Origin of the sequence: Pseudomonas sp. CCI4.2 (assembly GCF_034350045.1) — a bacterium.
Classification (GTDB): Bacteria; Pseudomonadota; Gammaproteobacteria; order Pseudomonadales; family Pseudomonadaceae; genus Aquipseudomonas.
In genome coordinates this window covers 237203-260505 of the sequence record NZ_CP133781.1, presented here as the reverse complement: position 1 = coordinate 260505, position 23303 = coordinate 237203, and the positions used below count along the sequence as shown (strand labels likewise).

At 56.3% G+C, this 23303-nt stretch carries 22 protein-coding genes and 2 pseudogenes; 10 read left to right on the top strand and 14 right to left on the bottom strand.

The genetic code is table 11. The annotated features are described in order from the left end of the window. Positions 1–21 precede the first annotated feature (21 nt). Both RHM65_RS01160 and RHM65_RS01155 read left to right on the top strand, forming a co-directional pair. Positions 22–1428, top strand: coding sequence for a DUF1329 domain-containing protein (locus RHM65_RS01160; protein ID WP_322167769.1), 1407 nt, complete (start codon positions 22–24; stop codon positions 1426–1428). A gap of 189 nt (positions 1429–1617) precedes the next feature. Beyond that, positions 1618–4361: pseudogene (locus RHM65_RS01155) on the top strand (LuxR C-terminal-related transcriptional regulator). Positions 4362–4583: 222 nt separating this feature from the next. On the opposite strand, the gene RHM65_RS01150 reads toward RHM65_RS01155, so the two are convergent. Further along, positions 4584–5774 carry an HD-GYP domain-containing protein gene (locus RHM65_RS01150; protein ID WP_322167771.1) on the bottom strand — a complete coding sequence of 397 codons (1191 nt, stop codon included), beginning with the start codon at positions 5772–5774 and terminating at the stop codon, positions 4584–4586. A gap of 441 nt (positions 5775–6215) precedes the next feature. On the opposite strand from RHM65_RS01150, the gene RHM65_RS01145 reads away from it, so the two are divergent. Then, positions 6216–6914: an OmpA family protein gene (locus tag RHM65_RS01145; protein WP_322167772.1), complete on the top strand. Its 699-nt coding sequence runs from the start codon at positions 6216–6218 to the stop codon at positions 6912–6914. Positions 6915–7046: 132 nt separating this feature from the next. Here RHM65_RS01145 and RHM65_RS01140 read toward each other — a convergent pair whose 3' ends face one another. The 3 genes and pseudogenes from RHM65_RS01140 to RHM65_RS01130 all read right to left on the bottom strand — a co-directional run bounded on the left by RHM65_RS01140 (position 7047) and on the right by RHM65_RS01130 (position 10596). Continuing rightward, complete coding sequence (locus RHM65_RS01140; protein ID WP_322167773.1) at positions 7047–7973, bottom strand: acyltransferase; 927 nt, start codon at positions 7971–7973, stop codon at positions 7047–7049. An 81-nt stretch (positions 7974–8054) separates the two neighbouring features. Then, positions 8055–10145: a phosphate acetyltransferase gene (gene pta / locus RHM65_RS01135; protein ID WP_322167774.1), complete on the bottom strand. Its 2091-nt coding sequence runs from the start codon at positions 10143–10145 to the stop codon at positions 8055–8057. A gap of 111 nt (positions 10146–10256) precedes the next feature. Then, positions 10257–10596, bottom strand: a pseudogene (locus tag RHM65_RS01130) (DUF3565 domain-containing protein). On the opposite strand from RHM65_RS01130, the gene RHM65_RS01125 reads away from it, so the two are divergent. The 4 genes from RHM65_RS01125 to RHM65_RS01110 all read left to right on the top strand — a co-directional run bounded on the left by RHM65_RS01125 (position 10565) and on the right by RHM65_RS01110 (position 13547). After that, a complete protein-coding gene (locus RHM65_RS01125) occupies positions 10565–11050 on the top strand; it encodes a peptidylprolyl isomerase (protein WP_322167775.1) in 486 nt (161 codons plus the stop codon). The pseudogene RHM65_RS01130 and the gene RHM65_RS01125 overlap by 32 nt on opposite strands. Positions 11051–11171: 121 nt before the next feature. After that, the gene (locus tag RHM65_RS01120; RefSeq protein ID WP_322184167.1) at positions 11172–11654 is read left to right on the top strand and encodes a glutathione peroxidase; all 483 of its coding nucleotides are present in this window, start codon (positions 11172–11174) and stop codon (positions 11652–11654) included. A 161-nt stretch (positions 11655–11815) separates the two neighbouring features. Continuing rightward, complete coding sequence (locus tag RHM65_RS01115; protein ID WP_416194756.1) at positions 11816–12454, top strand: TetR/AcrR family transcriptional regulator; 639 nt, start codon at positions 11816–11818, stop codon at positions 12452–12454. Continuing rightward, the gene (locus tag RHM65_RS01110) at positions 12444–13547 is read left to right on the top strand and encodes an NADH:flavin oxidoreductase (protein WP_322167778.1); all 1104 of its coding nucleotides are present in this window, start codon (positions 12444–12446) and stop codon (positions 13545–13547) included. The genes RHM65_RS01115 and RHM65_RS01110 overlap by 11 nt, the downstream gene beginning before the upstream one ends. Positions 13548–14259: 712 nt before the next feature. Here the strand turns inward: RHM65_RS01110 and cysZ are convergent. Further along, on the bottom strand, positions 14260–15027 hold the full coding sequence (gene cysZ, locus RHM65_RS01105; protein WP_322167779.1) for a sulfate transporter CysZ: 768 nt from the start codon (positions 15025–15027) through the stop codon (positions 14260–14262). A gap of 367 nt (positions 15028–15394) precedes the next feature. Here cysZ and trxB point away from each other — a divergent pair, with 367 nt between their 5' ends. Continuing rightward, entirely contained in the window at positions 15395–16357 is a 963-nt protein-coding gene (gene trxB / locus RHM65_RS01100) for a thioredoxin-disulfide reductase (protein ID WP_322167780.1), read from the top strand. Between the two features lie 58 nt (positions 16358–16415). On the opposite strand, the gene RHM65_RS01095 is transcribed toward trxB, so the two are convergent. From RHM65_RS01095 to RHM65_RS01070, 6 genes are all read right to left on the bottom strand, one after another. Next, complete coding sequence (locus RHM65_RS01095) at positions 16416–16757, bottom strand: HopJ type III effector protein (RefSeq protein ID WP_322167781.1); 342 nt, start codon at positions 16755–16757, stop codon at positions 16416–16418. Continuing rightward, complete coding sequence (locus RHM65_RS01090) at positions 16750–17046, bottom strand: DUF1244 domain-containing protein (protein WP_322167782.1); 297 nt, start codon at positions 17044–17046, stop codon at positions 16750–16752. Before RHM65_RS01090 ends, RHM65_RS01095 begins: the two co-directional genes overlap by 8 nt. A gap of 49 nt (positions 17047–17095) precedes the next feature. Continuing rightward, positions 17096–17467, bottom strand: coding sequence for a dihydroneopterin triphosphate 2'-epimerase (gene folX / locus RHM65_RS01085; RefSeq protein WP_322167783.1), 372 nt, complete (start codon positions 17465–17467; stop codon positions 17096–17098). A 2-nt stretch (positions 17468–17469) separates the two neighbouring features. Beyond that, positions 17470–18030, bottom strand: a complete 561-nt coding sequence (gene folE / locus RHM65_RS01080; RefSeq protein WP_322167784.1) for a GTP cyclohydrolase I FolE — start codon at positions 18028–18030, stop codon at positions 17470–17472. 21 nt (positions 18031–18051) lie between these two features. Continuing rightward, positions 18052–18762, bottom strand: coding sequence for a dihydromonapterin reductase (gene folM, locus RHM65_RS01075; RefSeq protein ID WP_322170750.1), 711 nt, complete (start codon positions 18760–18762; stop codon positions 18052–18054). 164 nt (positions 18763–18926) lie between these two features. Further along, the gene (locus RHM65_RS01070) at positions 18927–19499 is read right to left on the bottom strand and encodes an antibiotic biosynthesis monooxygenase (RefSeq protein WP_322167785.1); all 573 of its coding nucleotides are present in this window, start codon (positions 19497–19499) and stop codon (positions 18927–18929) included. Between the two features lie 201 nt (positions 19500–19700). Between RHM65_RS01070 and RHM65_RS01065 the strand changes: the two genes are divergently transcribed. Beyond that, the gene (locus RHM65_RS01065) at positions 19701–20666 is read left to right on the top strand and encodes a MerR family transcriptional regulator (protein WP_322184165.1); all 966 of its coding nucleotides are present in this window, start codon (positions 19701–19703) and stop codon (positions 20664–20666) included. 39 nt (positions 20667–20705) lie between these two features. Here RHM65_RS01065 and RHM65_RS01060 read toward each other — a convergent pair whose 3' ends face one another. Both RHM65_RS01060 and RHM65_RS01055 read right to left on the bottom strand, forming a co-directional pair. Next, the gene (locus tag RHM65_RS01060; protein WP_322167787.1) at positions 20706–21314 is read right to left on the bottom strand and encodes a hypothetical protein; all 609 of its coding nucleotides are present in this window, start codon (positions 21312–21314) and stop codon (positions 20706–20708) included. A gap of 50 nt (positions 21315–21364) precedes the next feature. Beyond that, positions 21365–21826 carry a PAS domain-containing protein gene (locus tag RHM65_RS01055; protein ID WP_322167788.1) on the bottom strand — a complete coding sequence of 154 codons (462 nt, stop codon included), beginning with the start codon at positions 21824–21826 and terminating at the stop codon, positions 21365–21367. Between the two features lie 97 nt (positions 21827–21923). On the opposite strand from RHM65_RS01055, the gene RHM65_RS01050 reads away from it, so the two are divergent. Next, entirely contained in the window at positions 21924–22379 is a 456-nt protein-coding gene (locus RHM65_RS01050; RefSeq protein WP_322167789.1) for a flavodoxin, read from the top strand. On the opposite strand, the gene RHM65_RS01045 is transcribed toward RHM65_RS01050, so the two are convergent. Further along, a complete protein-coding gene (locus RHM65_RS01045; protein WP_322167790.1) occupies positions 22364–23257 on the bottom strand; it encodes a LysR family transcriptional regulator in 894 nt (297 codons plus the stop codon). The genes RHM65_RS01050 and RHM65_RS01045 overlap by 16 nt on opposite strands. Positions 23258–23303 lie beyond the last annotated feature (46 nt).

The window sequence follows — 23303 nt, the reverse complement described above, 5'->3', positions numbered from 1 at the left end:
TTTTTCAGGACGACTACCACTATGAAAATAACAAACGGTCTGCTGCAAATCGGAGTACTGAGTCTCTCGTTGCTGGCGACAGGCGTCATGGCTGCGGTTTCTGATACGGAAGCCGCTAAGCTGGGCACTACGTTGACGCCGATGGGCGCTGAAAAAGCGGGTAACGCCGCCGGGACCATTCCGGCCTGGAGCCCGCTGCCAAAAAACGCAGGCACGGTGGACAGCAAAGGTTTCCTCTCTGACCCCTATGCCAGCGAGCAACCCTTGTTCGTCATCACCGCGCAAAACGTTGATCAATACAAAGACAAGCTCGCACCGGGGCAGATAGCGATGTTCAAGCGCTACCCGGATACCTACAAAATGAAGGTGTTCCCTTCGCACCGTGGCGCGACGGTGCCGGATGATGTGTTTGCCGCGATCAAAACCAACGCGACGCACACCAAACTGGTGGCCGGCGGCAATGGTCTTGAGAACTTCAAAACTGCAGTGCCGTTTCCGATTCCACAAACCGGCGTCGAAGTCATCTGGAACCACATCACCCGCTATCGCGGCGGCAGTGTTCAGCGTTTAGTGACTCAGGCGACGCCTCAAGCCAACGGCTCGTTCAGTCTGGTTTATTTCCGCGATCAGTTTGTGTTTCGCGACAACCTGAAAAAGTCAGCAAGCGACGAAGCCAGCGCCAAGCCGGTGGACGAAGATGAGAAGGCAGGCGATGCCAGCAATATTTTGTTCTATTTCAAACAGGAAGTGACCGCTCCCGCGCGTCTGGCCGGCGGCGTGCTACTGGTTCACGAAACCCTCGACCAAGTTAAAGAACCGCGGTCTGCCTGGGTTTACAATGCGGGTCAACGTCGGGTTCGTCGCGCACCGCAAGTGTCGTATGACGGTCCGGGTACTGCGGCCGATGGCTTGCGCACTTCAGACAACCTGGACATGTACAACGGCGCCCCGGATCGGTACGACTGGAAGCTGATGGGCAAACAGGAAATGTACATCGGGTCCGACAGCTACAAGCTTGATGATCCAGCACTCAAATACGCCGACATTCTCAAAGCCGGTCACATCAATCAGGACTTGGCACGCTATGAGTTGCGCCGCGTTTGGCACGTGACCGCTACCTTGAAAGAAGGCCAGCGCCATATCTACGCCAAGCGTGACTTCTTCATTGATGAAGACAGTTGGCAAGCTGCGGTCATCGACCATTACGATGGCCGTGGTCAACTGTGGCGAGTGGCTGAAGCGCACGCTCAAAGTTACTACAACATGCAAGTGCCGTGGTACACCCTGGAAACCTTGTATGACCTGCAGTCGGGCCGTTACCTGGCGCTGGGCATGAAGAACGAAGAGAAGCAGGCTTACAACTTTAAGTTCGAAGCCAGTGCCAGCGACTTTTCGCCTTCGGCGTTGCGTCAGTCCGGCGTGCGTTAATCCGTACGTTGTTAACATAAAAAACGCTCCGCTGACGGGGCGTTTTTTTATGCGTGACTGGTTAGCAGGGAACTAATGTCTTTGTCATTTTGGATATCTTTGACCGACAACTACAAAAATATCGATTTACCCGCTAGTCTGCGGACATCCGTATTGCCGATAACAGCACTTTAAAAACAAGAGCCGGCTATGACTGATTTGTCCCGTCTGCAAGGAGTTGCCGGCCACGCTGTTCCAGCGCTGGAGGGTCGTTTTTTTCGTCCACCGTTGCCCGAAGGTTATGTACTGCGTCCGCGTCTGTGTGAGCGCTTAAGTGCGGGCCTGGCGGGACGGTTATTACTGGTCAGCGCTCCAGCGGGTTTTGGCAAGAGTTCGTTGGCCGTGGAGTTTTGCCAAGGTTTGCCTGCCCAATGGCAAAGTCTGTGGTTGGGTTTGAGCCATCGCGACAGTGATCCGGGGCGCTTTCTTGAGCGCCTGCTTGCAGGCTTGCAACAGTTTTTTCCGTTGCTGGGGAGTCAGTCGTTGGGCCTGCTAAAGATGCGCCAGCGACATCAACCGTTCGCTTTCGAAGAATGGCTCGACGGCCTTTTAGATGAGCTGACAACTCACTTGTCAGTTAACCAGCCGCTGTTATTGGTGCTCGATGATTATCATCTGGCGCAAGGCGCGGTTTTGGATCGTTGCCTGCAGTTTTTTCTCAATCATTTACCTGACGGACTGACTGTCATGGTCACCAGCCGTCAACGGCCAGGGTGGCATTTGGCACGGTTGCGTTTGTCGCGGCACCTGCTTGAGCTCAATGAGCAGGATTTGCGCCTGACCGACCCCGAGTCGCTGGCGGTGCTCGACCAGTCCTGCAGTTCGCTTAACAGTGACATTTTAGAAAGCCTGGTGCGCCGCAGCGAAGGCTGGGTTGCCGGGCTGCGATTCTGGTTGTTGGCTGCCTCTGAAGTGGGCGATGCCTGCGCGTTGCCCCAAGCGTTACACGGCGGGGAAGGGATGATTCGCGACTACCTGCTCGAAGAGGTAATCGATTGTTTGCCGCCCGATGCTCAAGCGTTTTTATACGACACCGCGTGCCTTGAACGATTTTGCAGTGAGCTGTGCAACGCTGCGCGCGATCGCCACGACAGCGCAGAAATGCTGGGTTACCTGCAAGCACATCAGGTGTTTTTGGTCCCGCTGGATGAGCATGGCCGCTGGTTCCGTTACCACCATCTATTTTCTGACCTGCTGCGCAGTCGGCCCGATATCGGATCTAGCCCGCTGCAAACTCGTCTGCACCTGAATGCGTGCCGTTGGTTCAGCGAGCAAGGATTGCTGGACGAGGCGGTAGAGGAAGCGCTGCGTGCGGGTCACCCTGAAGTCGCCGCCAACCTGGTGCAAAACCTGTCGGAGGAGCAACTGCTGGCCGAACAAAACGTTGGCATGTTGCTGCGCTGGAAAATGGACCTGCCCGACAGCTTGCTGGTCAGTACGCCGCGTTTGATCGTGCTCTACAGCTGGGCATTGGGTCTTGCCTGCCAGTTGGACGCGGCTGAAGAGCTGGCCAATCAGCTCAGTCGTTTCTTGCCCGCACCCTCGGCCACCGCGCAAAAATCCATGCTCGCCCAATGGTTGGCGCTCAGTGGCATCATCGCGCGTGGTCGCGGCGACAGCGCCAAAACCCATTTGTATTGCACCGAAGCCTTGGAGAGCCTGCCGCAAAAGCGCTACGGCCAACGCCTGATGTGCTTATCGACGCTGGCCAATCTGGCGGTGGTCGATGGCGACGCCAAGCGCGCGCGCACGCTTAACCGTGAAGCACTCGAACTGCGCAGCGGGTCGCCAATCCGTTGTTCGAAGCGTTGGCGCATTACGACCGGGCGCGGGTATTACAAGCGCGTGGTGAAACATTACGGGCACTGGACGAAGTTCGTCAGGGCATCAACCGACTAAAGGACCTTCCTGCTCAGCGGCTGTACGCCATTCGGGCACGGCTGACGTTGTATGAAGGTCATTTGCTGACCATGCGCTTGGAGCCTGAAGCGGGTCGGGCGCTGTTGGTGGTGGGCGTGGCGCAAGCGCGAGCCTGCCGTGACATCAGCGTGTTGATCGGGCAGTGCGTCATCGCCGGATTGGACGGGCGCAGTGGCCGATTTGCCGAGGCCTTCGCTGAATTGGCCGAGGCCGAGCGGCTGATGCATATTTGGGATGTGCCGCCGATTTACTACTTGGCCATGATCACTTTGGTCAAATGTGAACTGTGGCTGGCTCAGGGCCGGATAGACCTTGCCGAAGCCTGGCTGCTGCGGTTGTCGCAGACCTACAGCGGGAATCAGCCTGCCATTGCGCCAGAATGTCATCCGCAACTGCCGCAACACATCGAGCTGCAACGAGCAGCCCTCGAACGTGTTCAAGGGCTGCTGCCTGAGTCTGAACAGCGGTTGCGTTCGCTGGCACAACAGGCGCAGGACGAAGGCGCGCAGGCCCTCTACACGGCGGCGCTGATCCAGCACATCCTTTTGCTACTGGGTACCTCGCGCGAGCCTGAGGCCCGGGCGTTGTTCATCCGCAGTTTGCAGGCGTCCAGCGGCGGAGCACTTCTGCCGTTTCACTGGCTGGTGCGCGATTACCCGCAATGGCTACGGGCCCAACTGCAGCACGCCGCGCCGAGTGTCAGTCGCGATAAATTGTTGGCCTTGTTGCCCTGCGCGACTATCAGTTTTCGTGCGCCATGCGAACCGCTGCACGGCTCGGAACAACTCAGCGCCCGGGAGTTGTCAGTGCTGCAACTCATCGCCCAAGGTTGCTCAAATCAGCAAATCAGTGAGCAGTTGTTTATCTCGCTGCACACCGTAAAAACCCACGCCAGCCACATCAACAGCAAGTTAGGTGTGGAGCGTCGCACTCAGGCCGTTGCACGGGCTCAGGAGTTGGGGTTGTTTGGCTGAATTGCTTGGCTGCATCGGATCTGTATAAACGGCCATCTGTAAAGCCTAGGTGTTGGCGAAGGTCTTTCAGGCTGATCATCGCGAGAATCTGTAGGACCGAATTTATTCGGGAAGGCTTCGGTCCTGACACGCTGTAACCTCAAACCACGCAAAGCGCCAACCCGATGGCTGCACGAAGGCGTCAGTCGTGTGGCGGATTAGCGTCCCACGTTTGACCCATAACTAAACGTCTGTGCCCCAAGGTATACCTGACCACAATACTTCCGTATTGCTAATGCCTAACTTTTCTGCGGATTCAACCTCAACAATTTTATCGTATGGGTCGATGCTGGCCAGATCGATAATCTCATGTGGAAGGGGTGTCTTGTCGCTCATCAACATGAACACCTTAACTTTCGGAGTTAGCAGCGAACTACTGTTTTGCTCCATGACTACCCCCAAACGACCACTCTTTAGACTCACGAGTGCGCCAATAGGATAGATGCCCACCGTTTTAACGAAGGTCCGGAAAACGGTTTCGTCGAAGTGTCCTTTCCACGTGGCCATTTCACGAATGGAGTGTGCCGGGCCCCAGCCTTTTTTATACGGGCGTTCAGACGTCACTGCGTCATACACATCGCAGACCGCGCCCATCTTCGCAAACAGGCTGATGTGGTCGCCAGCCAGGCCGTGCGGGTAGCCCGTGCCATCTATTTTTTCGTGGTGATGCAGGCATACGTCCAGCACTTCGGCGCCGAAACTTGCGGTTCTTTCGAGAATAGTCATCCCTTCTTCAGGGTGATCTTTCATGCGGTTGAATTCTTCTGCGGTCAGCTTTCCGGCTTTGTCGAGGATGGCGTTTGAGATCATCATTTTGCCGACATCGTGCATGAGCCCAGCGATACCCGCTTCCTTGACCTGTTCCGGGGCTAACTTCAACTGCCGGGCTAACGCGATCATCAGTATGCAAACAGCCACGGAGTGCATATAGGTGTAGTCATCCGAGGTCTTCAACCGCGAGAGGCTAAGCAGTGCGTGCGGGTGCCGAAGGATCGAGTCGGTGATTTCGGCGACCAGTTCCGAGCTTTGTTTTGGGCTGATTGCCCGGCCCAGTCGCGCGTCATTAAACATCGCGATCACGGCTGTTTTGGCTCTTACACAGATCTTTAATGCTTCGGACAGTTCTTCGTCCAAACTCACAGGAACGGGGCTTGCCGGACAGGTCATCACGATGGAGGAGGCAGCTGACGGCGGTCTACCTTTGCTTAAATCAACCCATACTTCCGTAATGGTTAAATGCTGAATTCGCACGATGTCTTGCACATCCTTTACTTCGAAACTGCCTTTCCAGGAAGGATGATTAATCCACGCACCACAGAATTGATGGATGTACATGCCAACGACGATATCAGAGGTCAAGATTTTCCTGAGCATGTGGTTCTCTCTACTGCAACGCTTGCCTGCATCGGAACCGACTGTGTTTCGACGCCTTTTTTTTATTCTTATAACTCTCATGACCCGTTTGGTATCTCGGCCTGTGCGGACGTCGATTTTTTGAATTGGTAACGCTGTGATTGCATTGTGCCATCGCAGCTTGGCTGCTTTTGAACGGCGTGTAAATAGGCTATAGGGTCAGATTCGAAGGGGTAAGTATTGTTCACGTCAGGCTTATGCGGATGTTTTTTTGCAGCGATTTTGAACGATGTATTCGATCGGATTGTGGGAGTGTCTAATTCTATTCTTTCGTGCGTGAGCGCCGTTCAGGGGAGCTTAAGGAATTTCTATTTAAAATGATGTTCAAATTGCGCACGGCTGCGGCGTGACGTTCGTTTCGGCCCCGTGAAGCTGCTTAGATGATAAACAGGAGTTGCCAAAATGTTTACCTCGTATCGTTCGATGATTATCGCTACCGCTGTCGCTTTGTTGGCCGGTTGCGCGTCGCCGAACCCGTACAGCAATCAACCTCAGAACAACGGTTCTGGCGGCGTGAGCAACACGGCTAAATATGGTGGTTTGGGTGCGTTGGCGGGGGCCGTCGCGGGGGCTGCCATCGATCACGGCAATCGTGGCAAAGGAGCTTTGATTGGCGCAGCCGTGGTCGGCGCCGGGGCTGCCGGTTACGGTTATTACGCAGATAAGCAAGAGGCTGCGTTGCGCAAGAGCATGGCTAACACCGGCGTTGAGGTGCAGCGTCAAGGTGATCAGATCAAGCTGATCATGCCGGGCAATATCACCTTCGCCACGAACTCTTCAGCCATTGCTCCAAGCTTTTATGCGCCGCTAAATAACCTGGCGGGCTCGTTGAAGCAATACAACCAAAACATGATCGAGATCGTTGGCTTTACCGATAGCACCGGCAGCCGTCAGCACAACATGGATTTGTCGCTGCAACGTGCACAGAGCGTCAGCACGTACTTGACCTCGCAGGGCATTGATCCTTCTCACCTGGCAGTAGGCGGAGTAGGGCCAGACCAACCGATTGCCAGCAACGCTGATGTTAACGGCCGGGCGCAGAACCGCCGGGTTGAGGTCAATTTGAAGCCGATTCCTGGGCAGCAGTATCAGCAGCAGTAAGGGTTAGGAGATCTTTGCATCGCAAAAATCTGTGGGACCGATTTGTTCGGGAAGGCAGCACATGGTCGTTTTGACAGACCGCGTCGCCTGCTTCCCGAATAAATTCGGTCCCACAGTGTGCAGAGGTTTGTATTACCCCTGATTCCTGTCTTTACCCCTCGCTGGGTAATCTCGATGCATCGCATCCAGCAATAAATCCTTCTCATCCCAAAGCGTATTAATCCACTGCTGGAATTCCCGACGGTATTCTTCATCCTGGTCGTAATTTTTGCCGATGAACTGCGACGGAATTTTTACCTCTTCGAAATGCGCCACGATCTCTTCGACGTTGCCGCACAGCAGATCCCAATAGCCTGGGCGTCCGCCGGGGTAATGAATCGTTACGTTGACGATGGACTCCAGTTGCTCACCCATCGCGTCCAGCACAAAGGCGATACCGCCCGCTTTGGGTTTTAGCAGATAGCGAAACGGCGACTTCTGCTCGGCGTGCTTGCTCTCGGTGAAGCGTGTGCCTTCCACGAAGTTGAAAATGCCCACCGGGTTGTTGCGAAACTTGTCGCACGTACGCCGGGTGGTTTCCAGGTCTTTGCCTTTTTTCTCCGGGTGCTTGGCCAGGTAGGCCTTGGAGTAACGTTTCATGAACGGGAAGCCCAGCGCCCACCACGCCAAGCCAATTACCGGTACCCAAATCAATTCCTGCTTGAGAAAGAACTTCAGCGGGCGGATGCGTCGGTTAAGCACGTATTGCAACACCATGATGTCGACCCAGCTTTGATGGTTGCTGGTAATCAAGTACGAGTGCTGATAGTCCAGCCCTTCAAGTCCACTCAAGTGCCAGCGCGTCTTGCGCAGCAGGTTCATCCAGGCTTTGTTGTTGCTAATCCAGGTCTCGTGAATGTGGCTCATCAGCCAGTCGGTAAACCGTTGTGCGGCCGGGAAGGGCAGGCACAACTTTACGATGGCGACGATGAATAGCGGCGTGCAGCAAACAACGGTGTTTAGCGCCAACAGCAGCGAGGCAATGATGCCGCGCAGTGGAGCAGGTAAAAAATCCAGCATATGGGCCGAGGCCTCCGCGAAAAAATATCGGATGCCGCCGGGTGGTCCGGCGGCACTGGTTTAGGGGTTGAGGGTTGGACCTCAGGACAGGTAAGCGGCTTGAATCGCTGTCAGGGCGATGGTGTAAACGATGTCGTCCACCTGAGCGCCCCGTGGCAGATCGTTCACCGGTTTGCGCAGCCCTTGCAGCATCGGGCCAAGGCTGACGCAATCGGCGCTGCGTTGCACCGCCTTGTACGTGGTATTGCCGGTGTTGAGGTCCGGGAACACAAACACGGTGGCGCGACCAGCGACTGGGCTGTTTGGTGCCAGTTGGCGGGCGACGTCTTCATTGGCGGCGGCATCGTACTGCAACGGGCCATCGATTTGAAGGTCGCTTTGTGCCCGGTGGGCCAGTTGCGTGGCTTCGCGAACCTTCTCCACTTCTTCGCCACTGGCCGATTCGCCACTGGAGTAACTGATCATCGCGACCCTGGGCGCAATGCCGAATGCCACTGCTGAGTCAGCGCTTTGCAGAGCGATTTCAGCCAGCTCGGCGGCGCTTGGGTGCGGGTTCATGATGCAGTCGCCGTAGACCAGCACTTGTTCTGGAAACAACATGAAAAACACCGACGACACCAGCGTGCAACCCGGTGCGGTCTTGATCAGTTGTAAGGCCGGGCGGATGGTATTGGCCGTGGAGTGAATAACCCCCGAGACCAGCCCGTCGACTTCATCCAGTGCGAGCATCATGGTGCCAATCACCACGGTGTCTTCCAACTGCTGTTCGGCCATCGGCGCATTTAAGCTTTTGTTTTTGCGCAGTTCGACCATGGGCGCGATGTAGCGCTCGCGGATCAAGTCGGGGTCCAGAATCTCCAAGCCCGGCGGCAGTTCGATGCCTTGCGCCTGAGCCACGGCATACACTTCTTCGGGCTTGGCCAGCAGTACGCAACGAGCGATGCCGCGCGCCTGGCAAATGGCCGCCGCCTGGATGGTCAAGGGTTCGCTGCCTTCAGGCAGCACGATGCGCTTATTAGCGTTTTGAGCACGCTGGATCAATTGATAGCGGAACACGGCCGGCGATAGGCGCATTTCCCGTGGTGTGCCACACCGCTGATGCAACCATGTCGCGTCCAAATGCCCGGCGACAAAGTCAGTAATGATTTCGGCGCGCTCGCGGTCATCAATGGGGATTTCTTTATTCAGCTGATTCAACTGGTTTGCAGTGTCGTACGAACCGGTGCTCACCGACAAAACGGGCAAGCCTGCCTGAAGCGCGCCACGGCACAGCTCCATGATGCGAGGGTCTGGCACGGTGTCGCTGGTCAACAACAAACCGGCCAATGGCACGCCATTCATGGCTGCGAGGCTGACCGCGAGGATGATGTCATCGCGATCGCCGGGGGTCACCACTAATACGCCGGGTTTGAGCAGTGCCACGGTGTTGAGCACGGTGCGTGCACAGATGATGACTTTCGACATGCGCCGTTGTTCGTAGTCCCCCGCATTCAGAACCTGCGCGCCAAGCAGGTCGGCAACGTCGCGGGTGCGCGGGTCGTTCAGATCGGCCTGAAAAGGTATGCAGCCCAACAAGCGGAATTCACCGCTGCGCAACAACGGCGAATGCTCTTTAAGGCGGGTAGCGAAGGCTTCCATGCTTTCGTCGGTGCGCACTTTGTTCAGAATGACGCCGAGGACTTTCGGGTCTTTCGGACCGCCAAACAGCTGCGCTTGTAACTCGACCCGGCCGGAAAGCTCGGCCAGCACTTCGTTTTCGGGCGCCGAGACGAGGATCACGTCGGCATCCAGGCTTTTCGCCAGGTGCAAATTGACCCGAGCTGCATAACTGGCGTGGCGGGTAGGGACCATGCCTTCAACGATCAGCACGTCTTTGCCGACGGCCGCTTCTTGATACAGATTAATGATTTCTTCCAGTAGCTCATCCAGCTGACCGTCGCCAAGCATGCGCTCGACGTGCGCCAACCCTAGCGGCTTGGGCGGCTTGAGGCCATGGGTGCGGGCGATAAGCTCGGACGAGCGCTCAGGCCCCAAGTCACCGGGATGCGGTTGAGCGATAGGCTTGAAAAAGCCGACCTTAAGACCTGCGCGTTCGAGGGTGCGCACTAGGCCAAGGCTGATGGACGTCAAGCCCACACCAAAGTCAGTGGGGGCGATAAAAAAAGTTTGCATGCGGACATCTCGATTGAGCAGTGCAAGGGCTGTACGGGGCAGCCAGGCAAAAATATCGGGTTACGTCATGTGTGTTCATCGCGGATCACCACGTCGTCAATTCGTGGCGAATCAGTGCGGCGTAAGGTTATCGTTATCCGGGCTCTGCGCACACCAGCCACAAGCAAAGCTTTTACCTATTTGTTGTTGGCGCTTCAACGGATCAAGCACCCAGGCTCTAGATTGCCAAGGCGGTTGATGGCGTAGATGTTGGGTGTGTCCACACGAAAGAATGGCTATCCAATGGCCATCATCGTCCTGACGAAAATCAATGAGTGTGCTGTTGTGCAATGGGCCGTCCGTCAGAGTTGCGTTCGCTTTCGGGCGAGCGCTTGGTTAAACTTGCACGTTCTTCAATTCTCAAGCAAAGGTCTCGCCCCATGCCGATCGCCGCGAACAAGGCCGTCTCCATCGACTATACCCTGACCAACGACGCTGGTGAGGTCATCGACAGTTCTGCTGGCGGCGCGCCGCTGGTCTACCTGCAGGGTGCAGGTAATATCATCCCAGGCTTGGAAAAAGCACTGGATGGCAAGAACGTCGGCGATGAACTCAAAGTGTCCATCGAACCCGAAGACGCTTACGGCGAGTATCAGGCTGAACTGGTCAGCACCTTGAGCCGCAGCATGTTCGAAGGCGTCGACGAACTCGAAGTCGGTATGCAATTCCATGCATCCGGCCCTGATGGCAGCATGCAAATTGTGACCGTCCGTGATCTGGACGGCGATGACGTTACCGTTGATGGCAACCATCCATTGGCCGGCCAGCGCCTGAATTTCGACGTCAAAATCGTTGAAATTCGCGATGCCAGCCAGGAAGAAGTTGCTCATGGTCACGTGCATGGCGAAGGCGGCCATCACCACTGATTTGTGCTGCTAAGCTCAGTTAGCCGGCAAGGCGCCCTGACAGGTTGCGTGAAAACGACGGGCTCGTTTTCACGGCCTGATGCGGGCGCCTTTTTCGTCCGCTCGTTATTTGGAGTTCGTCATGAGTGCTTTTCACGACACTAAATTAAAAGCTCTGGATGGCCAGGACCTGCCTCTCAAGCCTCTCAAGGGCAAAGTAGTGTTGGTGGTCAACGTCGCTTCAAAGTGTGGCCTGACGCCGCAGTATGCCGCGCTGGAAAAACTCTATCAGGAGTATCGGGATCAGGGTTTCAGCGTGTTGGGTTTGCCGTGCAACCAGTTCGCCGGTCAAGAACCGGGTACCGAAGAAGAGATTCAGAGCTTCTGCGACGTGAACTACAACGTCACCTTTCCACTGGGCAGCAAGCTGGAAGTGAACGGCGATCATCGTCACTCGCTTTACCGTTTGTTGGCAGGCGAAGGTGCTGAGTTTCCGGGTGACATCACCTGGAATTTCGAGAAATTTCTGGTAGGGAAAGACGGCGGGGTACTCGCCCGATTCTCGCCACGCACACCACCCGATGATCCCGCAGTGATTCACGCCATTGAAAAAGCGCTGAAGTAATTTAGCCGCGCTCTCCTCGCCGGGTTGCGGTCATTCAAACCCGGCAAGCTGATCCATTTCTGCGCAGTGGTTTTCCCTTCTGCTCGTCTGACTTGTCTTCCTAAATCACCCTCATCAATAGTGCTGGCGCGGTCTAGACGACCGGTCATATGCTCGGCGCCATGAACACATCCCTGCGACTCGATAAGCGCGATCTGATCCTTGCCCAAGGTGCTCACCTGATGACCCGTCGTGGTTACCACGGGACCGGTGTGCTGGATATCGTGCAGGCCGCGGGCATTCCCAAAGGGTCGTTCTATCACTACTTCGCCAGCAAGGAAGATTTCGCCGTGCAAGCGCTTGAGTACTTGTACGGGCCAAGACTGCTGCGTTATGAAGCGGCCCTGAACGACCCTGCACAAAGCCCGCGTGAACGGATTTTGGGTTACTACCGCGACGTGATCGTGCATTTTTCCCGCCAAGAAAAGCCGGAGCATCATTGTTTTATAGGCAGCCTGAGTTTTGAAATGGCCGGCGAATGCTTGCCCATCGCCAGCCAGGTCGAGAACATTTTGCAGCGCTCGGTGGCGATTTTGGCCCAGAGCCTGACAGCCGCCCGTGATGCCGGCCAGTTACCGGAAAACACTGACTGTGCGGCGCTTGCCGAATTTGTTGCCAACGCCTGGGAAGGGGCGCTGATGCGCATGAAAGTCAGAAGCAGCGCGGCATCCCTGAACATTTTTCTGAACCAGCTTGAGCGTCTGCTGACGCCCGATCTTCTGCTACCGATTGATTCCCGAGGAGCGTTACATGCCAGTTAAAGCTTTGTTCAAACCCTTCAGCCTGGGCACCTTGCAGTTGCCGTCTCGGGTGGTTATGGCGCCTATGACCCGTTCGTTTTCTCCGGGCGGTGTGCCCAATTCGAAGGTCATCGAGTACTACCGTCGGCGAGCGGCTGCGGGAGTGGGTTTGATCATCACCGAGGGCACCACGGTCAATCACAAAGCATCCAACGGTTACCCGAACGTTCCACAGTTTTTTGGTGAAGCGCCGTTGGCCGGCTGGAAAAAAGTCGTTGATGCGGTGCATGCCGAAGGCGCCAAAATCGTGCCGCAGTTGTGGCACGTAGGGGCTGTGCGTCGCTTGGGCACAGAACCCGATGGCGACGTACCGGCTTACGGCCCGATGGAAAAACTCAAGGATGACAAGGTCGTGGTTCACGGCATGTCGAAGCAGGATATCCAGGAGGTGATCGGCGCTTTCGCTCAGGCCGCCCGGGATGCAAAAGCTATTGGCATGGACGGCGTTGAAATCCACGGCGCCCACGGTTATATCGTCGATCAGTTTTTCTGGGAAGGCACCAACCAGCGCACCGATGAATACGGCGGCGACCTGGCAGGCCGTTCACGTTTCGCCATCGAGTTGATCGAGGCTGTGCGGTCAGCGGTCGGTCCTGACTTTCCGATCATCTTCCGTTTTTCGCAATGGAAGCAGCAGGATTACACCGCGCGCCTCGTTTTGACCCCGGAAGCCTTGGGCGAATTCCTCAAGCCGCTGTCTGACGCCGGCGTGGACATTTTCCACTGCTCGACCCGCCGCTTCTGGGAACCAGAGTTCGAAGGTTCGGACCTCAACCTTGCCGGCTGGACACGCAAGCTGACCGGCAAACCAACCATTACCGTGGGCAGCGTCGGCTTGGATGGTGAGTTCTTGCAGTTCATGGTCGATACCGACAAAGTTGCGCAACCGGCGAGCCTGGACAACCTGCTCAAGCGACTGGGCAACGACGAGTTCGACCTCGTAGCCGTCGGCCGTGCGCTGCTGGTCGATCCAGACTGGGCACAGAAAGTACGCGAAGGCCGCGAGCAAGACATCCTCCCGTTCAGCCGTGAAGCGTTGACCACGTTGGTCTGAGTGAACGGAAATTAACCTGTAGGAGCCAACGTGTTGGCGAGAAGCCTGATGCGGTGTACCTGTCACGCCGCCTCGCGAACACGTTCGCTCTTATCAAACTATTTTTTAATCTTTTAAAGCAATGGGTTGGCGCTGGGGTTGGCGTGTATATCCGGCCTTTGTGGTTGCTGAGCTTATGGTTTCGCTTTTACAGCGAGGCACCTTTTTCAAACGTCGGAGCGCCGAACCGCAAAAAGGTCCCCCAAAACGCTTGCCCCACCATGCGGGCCCTCGCTTAGGCTCGGTCTTCCCTCACTCCGGCGTTGCTCCGGGGGTCGCCGTGAGCGGCCGTCCCTGGCCGCGCACGGCTTACTCGGCATCCTTGCCTCGTCACAGCCTGCGCAACGCCTGCGTTCGGCCGCATGGTTTCACGGGGCCTCTTTCCGTAATTTGATATTCAATTCACGGGCGATCTGCGGGCAGGCGGCCATCTGTAGCCAACTTGTCGGCGAAGGTCCTTCGGACCTGATCGCAGCCTTCGGCAGCTCCTACAAAAATCTGTGCAGCCCCAAAATCTGTGGGACCGAATTTATTCGGGAAGGCTTCCGTCCTGACACGCTGCAATCTCGAAGCACACAAAGTGCTTCCCAGTTTGCTGCGCGACAGCGCAACGTCGAAGACGTGGCGGACCCTCCTGCAGGCTGTATTTGTGCCGCGTGCTGATAGTCAAAGGCTAGCGAACCTTACCAGCCACCTGCTTTTCCACCGCCAGATTCCCACCCTCCCGCACCCAAAACAACGTCGCGGCCGCCACTGCTGCGGGCATCATTAGTACATTCACGACCGGAATCAGCAGCGCCAGATAAACGATTCCGCCAAAGCCCATGCTCTGCCAACGCTTCTGCCGCAGCCAGGCGAGCATTTCGTTCCAGCCGAGTTTGTGGTTGTCGGCGGGGTAGTCGATGTATTGAATTGCCATCATCCAGACGCCGAACAACAGCCACAACGGGGCGGCGATGACGTTGACCACAGGAATGAAAGACAGGATCAGCAACCCAATGGCGCGGGGTAAGAAATAGCCCAGCTTGCGCATCTCGCGGCTGAAGGTGCGCGGCACCAAGGCGAACAGCTCGCCCCAGCTAAAAGTGGGGAAGTCATCGGTGCCCCGCAGGACCACTTCCACTTTTTCCGCCAGAAAGCCGTTAAAGGGCGCGGCAATCACGTTGGCGATCATGGTGAAGGTGAAGAACACCATCAGTATCACTAGCGTGACGAACAACGGCCAGATGATGTAGTTCAGGAAGCTCAGCCATGTCGGCAGTTCTGGCATGAAGGTGTCGACCCACATACCAAATTGATGCATGGCGAGGTAGATCAGCCCGCCGAACAGCAACAGATTGATGGTCAATGGCAGCAAAACGAACAGCCGCAAACCAGGGGTAAGGACTAATCTCAGGCCTTCGCGCAGGTATTGTGGGCCGGAGAGTACAGGGGCAGGCATGGCAGCCTCCGATGAGTGGAATCGGGCAGACCTTACCGGCTTTGCGAGACGGGCGGAAGCTGCGACATTCGCAGTAACAATCGCGGCAAGGTAAAGTCTAGGTCAGCGGTTGTTACAGATGTGTCGGTATAGAGGTGGCCTATGAGCTGGATTGTGAATCCATATTTCCTTAATCTTCGCCTCCTCGATAGTCTTCTCAACAACTTATCGACTTGGCAATACCTGGCAGTGGCTCCGGTCGCCGCCTCAGTTTTCAGGACCGCCGTGTTTAAAGCCTTCCCCAAGTGCTTGTGCGGTCCTTTTTATTCCAGCCGGTACGCCGGCGACCCGACCACGCGTCACAATGGCCGGTCAATAGGAGCGTGTCATGTCTGAAGTACGTCATTCTCGAGTGATTATTCTCGGCTCCGGCCCTGCCGGTTACAGTGCTGCGGTTTACGCCGCACGGGCCAACCTCAAGCCGTTGCTGATCACCGGTATGCAGGCGGGTGGTCAATTGACCACCACCACCGAGGTTGATAACTGGCCGGGTGACCCTCACGGTCTGACCGGCCCGGTGTTGATGGAGCGGATGAAGGAGCACGCTGAGCGTTTCGAAACCGAAGTGGTGTTCGACCACATCAATGCGGTGGATCTTGCTGGTAAGCCATTCAGCCTTAAGGGCGACAACGCGACTTACACCTGCGACGCGCTGATTATTGCGACCGGTGCCAGTGCTCGTTATCTGGGCTTGCCGTCGGAAGAAGCGTTCATGGGCAAGGGCGTTTCGGCCTGCGCGACGTGCGACGGGTTCTTCTATCGCAACCGCGAAGTGGCTGTGATCGGTGGCGGTAACACGGCCGTTGAAGAAGCGCTGTATTTGGCCAACATCGCCAGCAAAGTAACGCTGGTGCATCGCCGCGAAACCTTCCGCGCCGAGAAAATACTGATCGACAAGCTATTTGTGCGTGTTGCCGAAGGCAAGATTGTGCTCAAGCTCAATTCGACACTGGAAGAGGTCCTCGGCGACAAGATGGGCGTGACCGGTGCTGCGTTGCGCAACAACGATGGTACCCGGGACGAGCTGAAGGTGGATGGTGTGTTTATCGCCATCGGCCACACGCCCAATACCTCGTTGTTCGAAGGCCAACTGACGTTGAAAGACGGCTACATGGTGGTTCAAGGCGGGCGCGAAGGTAATGCCACTGGAACAAACATTGACGGTGTGTTTGCTGCGGGCGACGTGGCTGACCATGTGTATCGCCAAGCGATTACCTCTGCTGGCGCAGGTTGCATGGCGGCATTGGACGTCGAGCGTTATCTTGATGGTCTGAAGAACGCTGCGTTCTAAGACGATTCGTTCTGCAACAAAAAAACCGGCCTAGGCCGGTTTTTTAACGCCCCTGAGTTCACTCTTTGCGCGTCAACGACTTGCCTGCGAATGTCACACCCGCCAGCCCGTTAACAATCAACGACCGAATGTTGGCGTGGTCGCTGCCCTCTGGCGTGGCCTGTACCGAGCGGTAGTGTTCGCCGAACGCGAGCAGGGTTTCTTCGTCGCTTAACCCTTCAAGCACTGCGAGCCCGACGATCTTGCACGACCCTTCGTTCTGCCCGGCGGCGTTTTCGACGTTGCCGTTGGTGAAGGCTTGCGGTTGATAAGCATAGCCTTCAGCGATGAACACCAAGGTATCGGCGAAAGGATGTTGGCCGCTGCGAAGGCTGGCGCGCAGGGTGTTCAAGTCAGTCATGCTTTTTGTCCTTAGCGAACGCAGCGCTCTGTTCCGCGTTGGCTTCTTGCTGAAATTTGCTTTTCCACTCGCCGTACGGCATGCCATAAACCACTTCGCGGGCGTCGTCGAGACTGAGGTCGATGTGTTTTTCGTCAGCGGCGGCCTTGTACCATTTGGACAGGCAGTTGCGGCAGAAACCGGAAAGGTTCATCAGGTCGATGTTCTGGACGTCTTTGCGACTGTCCAGGTGCGCGACCAGCCGGCGAAAGGATGCGGCTTCGAGTTCAAGGCGTTGTTGGTCAGTCATGATGGGCTCTGGCAGGAAGTTGAATGGTTTTGATCGTAAATGTCTTCAATCAGCGCTGCCCAGCCAAGGTGATCGACACCGATTCGGCGAAACGCAGGGCGTGCGGTTTATCAACTTCGACCTCGGCGTACAGCACCGCCTCATGGCTCATGACCAAATCAAGGACTTCTTGAGTCAGGCGTTCGAGTAGCGCAAAGCGATTGCCTTCCACGTGCTGAATAATGGCTTTGGTAATGGTGCGGTAATTGAGTGCGTGATCAATGTCATTGTCACGCACTGCATCTTGGGCCGCGTAGAGGATGGTCAGGTTAATCAACACGTCCTGTTTATTGAGGATCTCGTCTTCATTGATGCCGATAAAAGTACGCAACCCCAGGTCTTTGACCCGAATCCGCGCGGTTCCTGGTTCAAGTCTAGGCATGCTTACCTGCTCCGTCCGATCAATTGCAAAAATTCCTGACGGGTCGTGCTCGATTCACGGAATGCACCGAGCATCACCGAAGTCATCATGGTCGAGTTCTGTTTCTCGACGCCGCGCATCATCATGCACATGTGGTGCGCTTCAATCACCACGGCCACGCCCGCGGCGTTGGTCACTTCTTGAATCGTGTCGGCGATTTGCCGGGTCAGGTTTTCCTGGATCTGCAAGCGGCGGGCGAACATGTCCACGATACGTGCAATCTTGGAAAGACCCAGCACTTTGCCCGTGGGAATATAAGCCACGTGGGCCTTGCCGATAAACGGCAGTAAATGATGTTCGCACAGCGAATACAGCTCGATGTCTTTGACGATCACCATCTCATCGTTGTCGGAGGCGAACAGTGCGCCGTTGACGATTTCTTCGATGCTCTGCGTGTAGCCTCGACACAAATACTGCATCGCTTTCGCGGCACGTTTCGGTGTGTCCGCCAAGCCCTCGCGATCTGGGTCTTCACCCAGGCCAACAAGAATTTCACGGTAATGCTGTGGCAGGGACAAGGTCATCAAGGATCCTCACGGGGCGACTTACTTAAGGTGCCGACCGCCGTTTACAGTCAAAGTTGTGCCGGTAACGTAAGGGTTGTCCAGCAGATATCGCAGGCTCTGATAGATCACCTCGGCTCCGGGCTCGATGCCCATGGCGGATTTAGTCAGGGTGCTGGCGCGGTACGCCGCGTCGTCGTCAGGTTGAAACATCAACAGCGCTGGCGCGATGCCGTTGACTTTGATTCGGGGTGCGAACTTTGCGGCGAATGACAGCGTTAAGCTCTCAAGTCCGGCCTTACTGGCGCAATAGGCAATGTGTTTGCTGCTGCCTTTGCGGGTAACGTCATCGCTGATGTGAACGATGTCGGCCGTGGGTGAACGGTGCAATAAGTGGGCGCAACGCAGATTGATCAAATACGGCGCCAACATGTGGACGTTGAACATGTGGGCAAACGCTGCGGCTTCATCTCCTGGCGTTTCCACCAACCACTGCGATGCATTATGGACGATCGCTCGCAGGCTGTCGGTGTGAGTGCTGAGTTGCTCGATGAACGTCAGAATGCTCGCTTGCGAGGTGAAGTCGGCATGAATGGCCACGGCCCCCAAGTCGCGCAACTGCTGCACGCCAGGGCGTTCGCTGCGGTAGCTGACAATGACGGGCTGCCCGTGCGCGAGCAAGCGTTTTGCGCAATGCAGGCCGACTCGCTGGCTGGCGCCAGTAATCAGGACAGGTGGGGTGGGGAAAACCATGGGCAACTCGCGCATCAGTAAAGGTCGTTCCAGAGGCCGATAGACGGGCTTCGTGCTCGAACCAACGAAGCCAGCAATTGGCTATCTTCTGGAGCAAAGTTATACCAATGCCTATGACCGAACAACCCGTGCGGCGAGGCGCCGGGCATTCCGTGGTGGACTATCTAGCGGCCGGGCGCGGTTTCAGACGTGCGGATAGGTGCATGAGGCGCACTGTGCAGCCAGCGCGCGAGTAAGTGCGTCGACAACGGAATAAACAGGAACACCATGAGCGGCGTGAGGGCCAGCGTGCTAACCAGCACCCGCGCCAGAAGATTCAATTCACCCAGCAGCGGGCCGAGTACGAAGTTGAACACTAAAGAAACCGGGAAGAACGCCAGCCAGATGGCCACCGCCTGTTTCCAGCGTGGTGGTGGGCGCTGACCCGCGCCACCAAACCAGCCTTCGATACCACTGACTCGATGCTCGGAAGGTTGAGCAAACAGGCCGCTGCCACGCACCAACCACGTGCTTCGGGATGCAGAGTGCTCCCAGGCGTGCATGGTGTCCCGGTTGGAAAATCGGAAGATGATCTGGAATTCGTCCCCATCCGGGGGCGGGGCGAGGACGCCAGAGCCCAGATAGCCGGGAAAATCAGTGGCCAATTGTTCGCCTTCACGTAACCAGGCAATCAGTTCCTCATAGCGGCCATGGGCGACACGGCGAGCAACCATAAGGGTTACAGGGGAGGTAGACATTGTGTATCTCCGTAAGACGGGGCGAAACTCCCGGGTAGGGAGCGCGCATAACGCAGCACCGGGGTGGTGGGCTGCATTCAAATGACAAGCAAGGATTATTCCTTAAATCGGAAATAAAGCCACAGGCTTGTCGCCGCAGGACTGTTTGTGAGCGGCAGCGTTGTGAGTACAATGCTCGATTGTTTTCAATTGATGCCTGCCATGACTGATTCTGTTAACGGCCCCGCTCTAGATGGCGGCCTGCAGCTAGACGGCTTGAAGCAAGAAGAATTATTTCCTATCCGCGAAGTGTCGCGCATGACCGGGATCAATCCCGTCACCTTGCGCGCATGGGAACGGCGGTACGGGCTTATTCAGCCTACCCGTACCGACAGCGGCCATCGCCTCTATTCCCAAGCTGATATTGAAGAAGTTCGCAGCATTCTTGGCTGGATCGAGCGCGGCGTAGCGGTCAGTAAGGTCGGTAAAATCCTCGCCAAAGCCAGCGTCGTCATAGGCGTGCCCGGTGCTGTCCGGGAAGATGGGTCACTCAAGGAGTGGGCTGAATGGCAATCACAGGTGCGCCGTGCGACGCGAGCGTTCGACGAGCGCCGTCTGGAGCAGTTATACGGTCAAATATTCTCGACGTATCCGATGATCGTGGTGTTCCAAGCTATTTTCATGCCCGTGTGGCAAGAGTTCTTGTTGCATCAGGACCAGTTTGGCCAAGCGAGTGAATGGCTATTTCTTGATGCGTTTCTGCGGGGACGAACCCTGCAACGTCTGCAGATGTCCCGCGGTACCGGAGAAACAGCCGTGTTGCTGGCCGCCCTACCTGGAGAATGCCGGGAGCTGGAGTTGTGGGTGGCGGGTCTGTTGTTGGGAACGACCGGTACCTCAATTAGCGTATTGGCCTTGGGTCAGCCGCTGGAAGAGTTAAGCCTGGTATGCGAAAAAACTCAGCCGCAGGTCTTGGTGCTGTATTCCAACCACCCACCCACCGCTGATCTGCCTCGACGCTTGCAGCGCTTGGCGTTAATGCTGGATTGCCCGGTGTTGTTGGCTGGCGAGGCATCGGATCTGGCGCAAGACAGTTTGGTAGGTTCGCCCATTGCGTGTCTTGGAAGTGACGGGCTTGTGATGCAGCGACGGTTACAGCAATTTTTGGCAGGGCATCTGGACTCGTAGCCGGTTGGCTTGACTGTCCGTCTAAGCCGCAAGCCGAGGTCACTCAAGCGGTGCGGGATGAACCAATTGATGCTGCTGCAGGATGTACTGACGCAGCAACTCGGTGCCTTCTTTGTTTCGTTGACTCAGACGGTAAGCCGCCAGTCCCTGGTCTGTGAGCCGTTCGAACGTGCCGCGCAAAGCGATGGGTGCATGTCCTGCCGGACAAAACCACAGCGAAAAGTAGTGTGGGGGTTTAGTCGCCTTGCGGTGTTCCACCAGCACGCCCTTGAACGAAATCTCGTGAACCCACATCGCCGACTGTGAGCCTTTCTCGGTTCTCAATGGCAGCGGCTCAGGCAAGCTCAAGCGCCATGGGCGGCTCATTGAGTCTTTTTCTTCATAGATGCTGGGCGCGCCCAACTGCAAGTGCATGGCGTGGAATTCATCTTCCACCAAGTGCAGCGGGAAGGTCATTTGCTGATTTTCGAACTGTGCTTGGAGGGTTACCTGCTCGTGGGCGGCCAGACGCGTCAACAATTCATGAATCTGCACACCACCATTGACCAACAGGCTACGCGACGTATCACGCACGTTCAGTTTCGGGTTGTGCTGCATGTTTTGAATGAATTCCAGCTCGTCTTGGGTCAGCAAGGTATCGCGCTGCATGTTGAAGCTCTAGTGTGCGATTAATGAGAAACAGACAACTCGTTCAGCTGTTAGTTAGGACCGCTTATCGATTTAAGCACTATGATTTCTGCTCGTGCCAATGCCAGCTCGGCTTCCAGTTCGACAACCCGTAGCTGAGCCTCGACCTGCTCAGTGACATTTTTCTGGATACCGATGAAATAGGTCAGTTGATCCGCAGCATTGAACACGGGCGTAATGGATAATTCGTTCCAGAAAGCGGTGCCGTCTTTACGGTAATTGCGCAGCACTGTTCGGCAGGGCGACCCTGCGGCGATGGCTTGGCGGATCAGTTCTAACCCAGGTTGATCCCGGTCACCTGACTGCAGAAAGCGGCAGTCACGATACAGAATGTCGTCTACTTGATAGCCGGTAAGGGCCTCAAACGCTTTATTTGCATAGATAAGAATGTTGTCATCGCCTTCTTGCTCAGCGACCACAATGCCGTCGTTCGACGCATTGATTACCAGTTGCAGTAGCTTTGCATTGATCATTGAAAACTTCCGACATGATTGCTAGGTCCGCATTCTAAAACATCGTGCCCGGTTGGGGCATAATGCCGTCCTTTTTACCGTGTTACAGGATCAGTGTATGAAAGTCGTTATCCTTTCCGGATCGGTCTATGGCTCAGCTGAAGAGGTTGCCCGGCACGCGGAGAGCATCCTTCGCGGTGCTGGTCACCCAGTCTGGCACAACCCTCGCGCCACGCTTGCCGAATTGCAGACTTATGCGCCTGAAGCCTTTTTAGTGGTGACTTCGACCACTGGTCTGGGGGAGTTACCGGATAACTTTCTGGCGCTGTATTCACAGATTCGCGACGTGTTGCCTGCGGCCTGGCGCGGTTTGCCTGGCGGCGTGATTGCCTTGGGCGACGCCAGCTATGGCGATACGTACTGTGGTGGGGGGGAGCAGGTCCGCGAACTGTTCGGTGAGTTGGGTATTCGTGAAATACAGCCCATGCTGCGCCTTGACGCCAGCGAAACAGTCAACCCCGAAGCGGATGCAGAACCTTGGCTGGCAGCGTTCATAGCTCAGCTCGAGGCTTGATTCGGCTGTTCACGCAGTAAGGACAGCCAGGCTTGCGCGGCTTTTGATAAGTACGCGCCCTGGCGCCAGATGAAGGCTATGTCCCAGCGCAGGTAAGCCGGGGCAATCAACGCGACACGTACGACGCCAGGTCGCACCAATGCGCGAGCCACGATGCTGGGCAATAACACCACCCCTTGGCCAGCAGCCACCAGCGCCGCCAGAAAATCCGCCTGACCACTGCGACCGCCTTCTTTTGGGGTGAAGCCGGATTGCTGGCACGCTTGTATCAATCGATCATTGAGCATGAAGCTGCGCTGATAAAGCAGAAAGGGCGTGTCGGCCAGTTGCGCCAATTGAACCTGATCCGCCCCGGCCAATGGGTGATCGGCGGCCAGCAGGGCGTCCAGTGGCTCATTGCAAAAAGGCTGATAAGCAAACCCCGGATTGCTCGGCGTCAAACTTCCCCCCAGTTCCAGCTCGCCGTTCAAAACCGCTTGCTCGATGCTGAGGCTGCCACCTTCCAGCAGTTGAATCGAAATATTGGGGTAGCGCCGCCGATATTCCGCAAATAACCGGGCGAACAGTGCGTCGCTTCCCAGCAGCGGCAATCCCAGACGCAACTCACCCCGCACCAGTTGGCTCAGGTCGTCCAGCTCGCTGAGCAATTCGTTTCGCAGTAGCAGCATTTCCTCCGCGCGTTGCAGGACCACGCTTCCAGCGGCGGTCAGTCGGATTTGCGACCCCAGTCGATCCAGCAGCGGCACGCCGAGGCTTTGCTCCAGTTGTGCCACCTGCTTGCTCACCGCTGACTGGCTCACGTGCAGTGTCTTCGCCGCTTGCGTAAAACCACCCTGACGCATCACTTCCACAAAACTGCGCAACTGTTTGAATTCCATGAGGCGTACCTTTCACTCTTAAAATTCCAGTTTGGAATGGATGCTA

Coding starts and splice junctions, on each gene's coding strand:
- RHM65_RS01160 (WP_322167769.1), top strand. CDS start 22: ATGAAAATAACAAACGGTCTGCTGCAAATCGGAGTACTGAGTCTCTCG.
- RHM65_RS01150 (WP_322167771.1), bottom strand. CDS start 5,774: ATGCTCAGGAAAATCTTGACCTCTGATATCGTCGTTGGCATGTACATC.
- RHM65_RS01145 (WP_322167772.1), top strand. CDS start 6,216: ATGTTTACCTCGTATCGTTCGATGATTATCGCTACCGCTGTCGCTTTG.
- RHM65_RS01140 (WP_322167773.1), bottom strand. CDS start 7,973: ATGCTGGATTTTTTACCTGCTCCACTGCGCGGCATCATTGCCTCGCTG.
- pta (WP_322167774.1), bottom strand. CDS start 10,145: ATGCAAACTTTTTTTATCGCCCCCACTGACTTTGGTGTGGGCTTGACG.
- RHM65_RS01125 (WP_322167775.1), top strand. CDS start 10,565: ATGCCGATCGCCGCGAACAAGGCCGTCTCCATCGACTATACCCTGACC.
- RHM65_RS01120 (WP_322184167.1), top strand. CDS start 11,172: ATGAGTGCTTTTCACGACACTAAATTAAAAGCTCTGGATGGCCAGGAC.
- RHM65_RS01115 (WP_416194756.1), top strand. CDS start 11,816: ATGAACACATCCCTGCGACTCGATAAGCGCGATCTGATCCTTGCCCAA.
- RHM65_RS01110 (WP_322167778.1), top strand. CDS start 12,444: ATGCCAGTTAAAGCTTTGTTCAAACCCTTCAGCCTGGGCACCTTGCAG.
- cysZ (WP_322167779.1), bottom strand. CDS start 15,027: ATGCCTGCCCCTGTACTCTCCGGCCCACAATACCTGCGCGAAGGCCTG.
- trxB (WP_322167780.1), top strand. CDS start 15,395: ATGTCTGAAGTACGTCATTCTCGAGTGATTATTCTCGGCTCCGGCCCT.
- RHM65_RS01095 (WP_322167781.1), bottom strand. CDS start 16,757: ATGACTGACTTGAACACCCTGCGCGCCAGCCTTCGCAGCGGCCAACAT.
- RHM65_RS01090 (WP_322167782.1), bottom strand. CDS start 17,046: ATGACTGACCAACAACGCCTTGAACTCGAAGCCGCATCCTTTCGCCGG.
- folX (WP_322167783.1), bottom strand. CDS start 17,467: ATGCCTAGACTTGAACCAGGAACCGCGCGGATTCGGGTCAAAGACCTG.
- folE (WP_322167784.1), bottom strand. CDS start 18,030: ATGACCTTGTCCCTGCCACAGCATTACCGTGAAATTCTTGTTGGCCTG.
- folM (WP_322170750.1), bottom strand. CDS start 18,762: ATGGTTTTCCCCACCCCACCTGTCCTGATTACTGGCGCCAGCCAGCGA.
- RHM65_RS01070 (WP_322167785.1), bottom strand. CDS start 19,499: ATGTCTACCTCCCCTGTAACCCTTATGGTTGCTCGCCGTGTCGCCCAT.
- RHM65_RS01065 (WP_322184165.1), top strand. CDS start 19,701: ATGACTGATTCTGTTAACGGCCCCGCTCTAGATGGCGGCCTGCAGCTA.
- RHM65_RS01060 (WP_322167787.1), bottom strand. CDS start 21,314: ATGCAGCGCGATACCTTGCTGACCCAAGACGAGCTGGAATTCATTCAA.
- RHM65_RS01055 (WP_322167788.1), bottom strand. CDS start 21,826: ATGATCAATGCAAAGCTACTGCAACTGGTAATCAATGCGTCGAACGAC.
- RHM65_RS01050 (WP_322167789.1), top strand. CDS start 21,924: ATGAAAGTCGTTATCCTTTCCGGATCGGTCTATGGCTCAGCTGAAGAG.
- RHM65_RS01045 (WP_322167790.1), bottom strand. CDS start 23,257: ATGGAATTCAAACAGTTGCGCAGTTTTGTGGAAGTGATGCGTCAGGGT.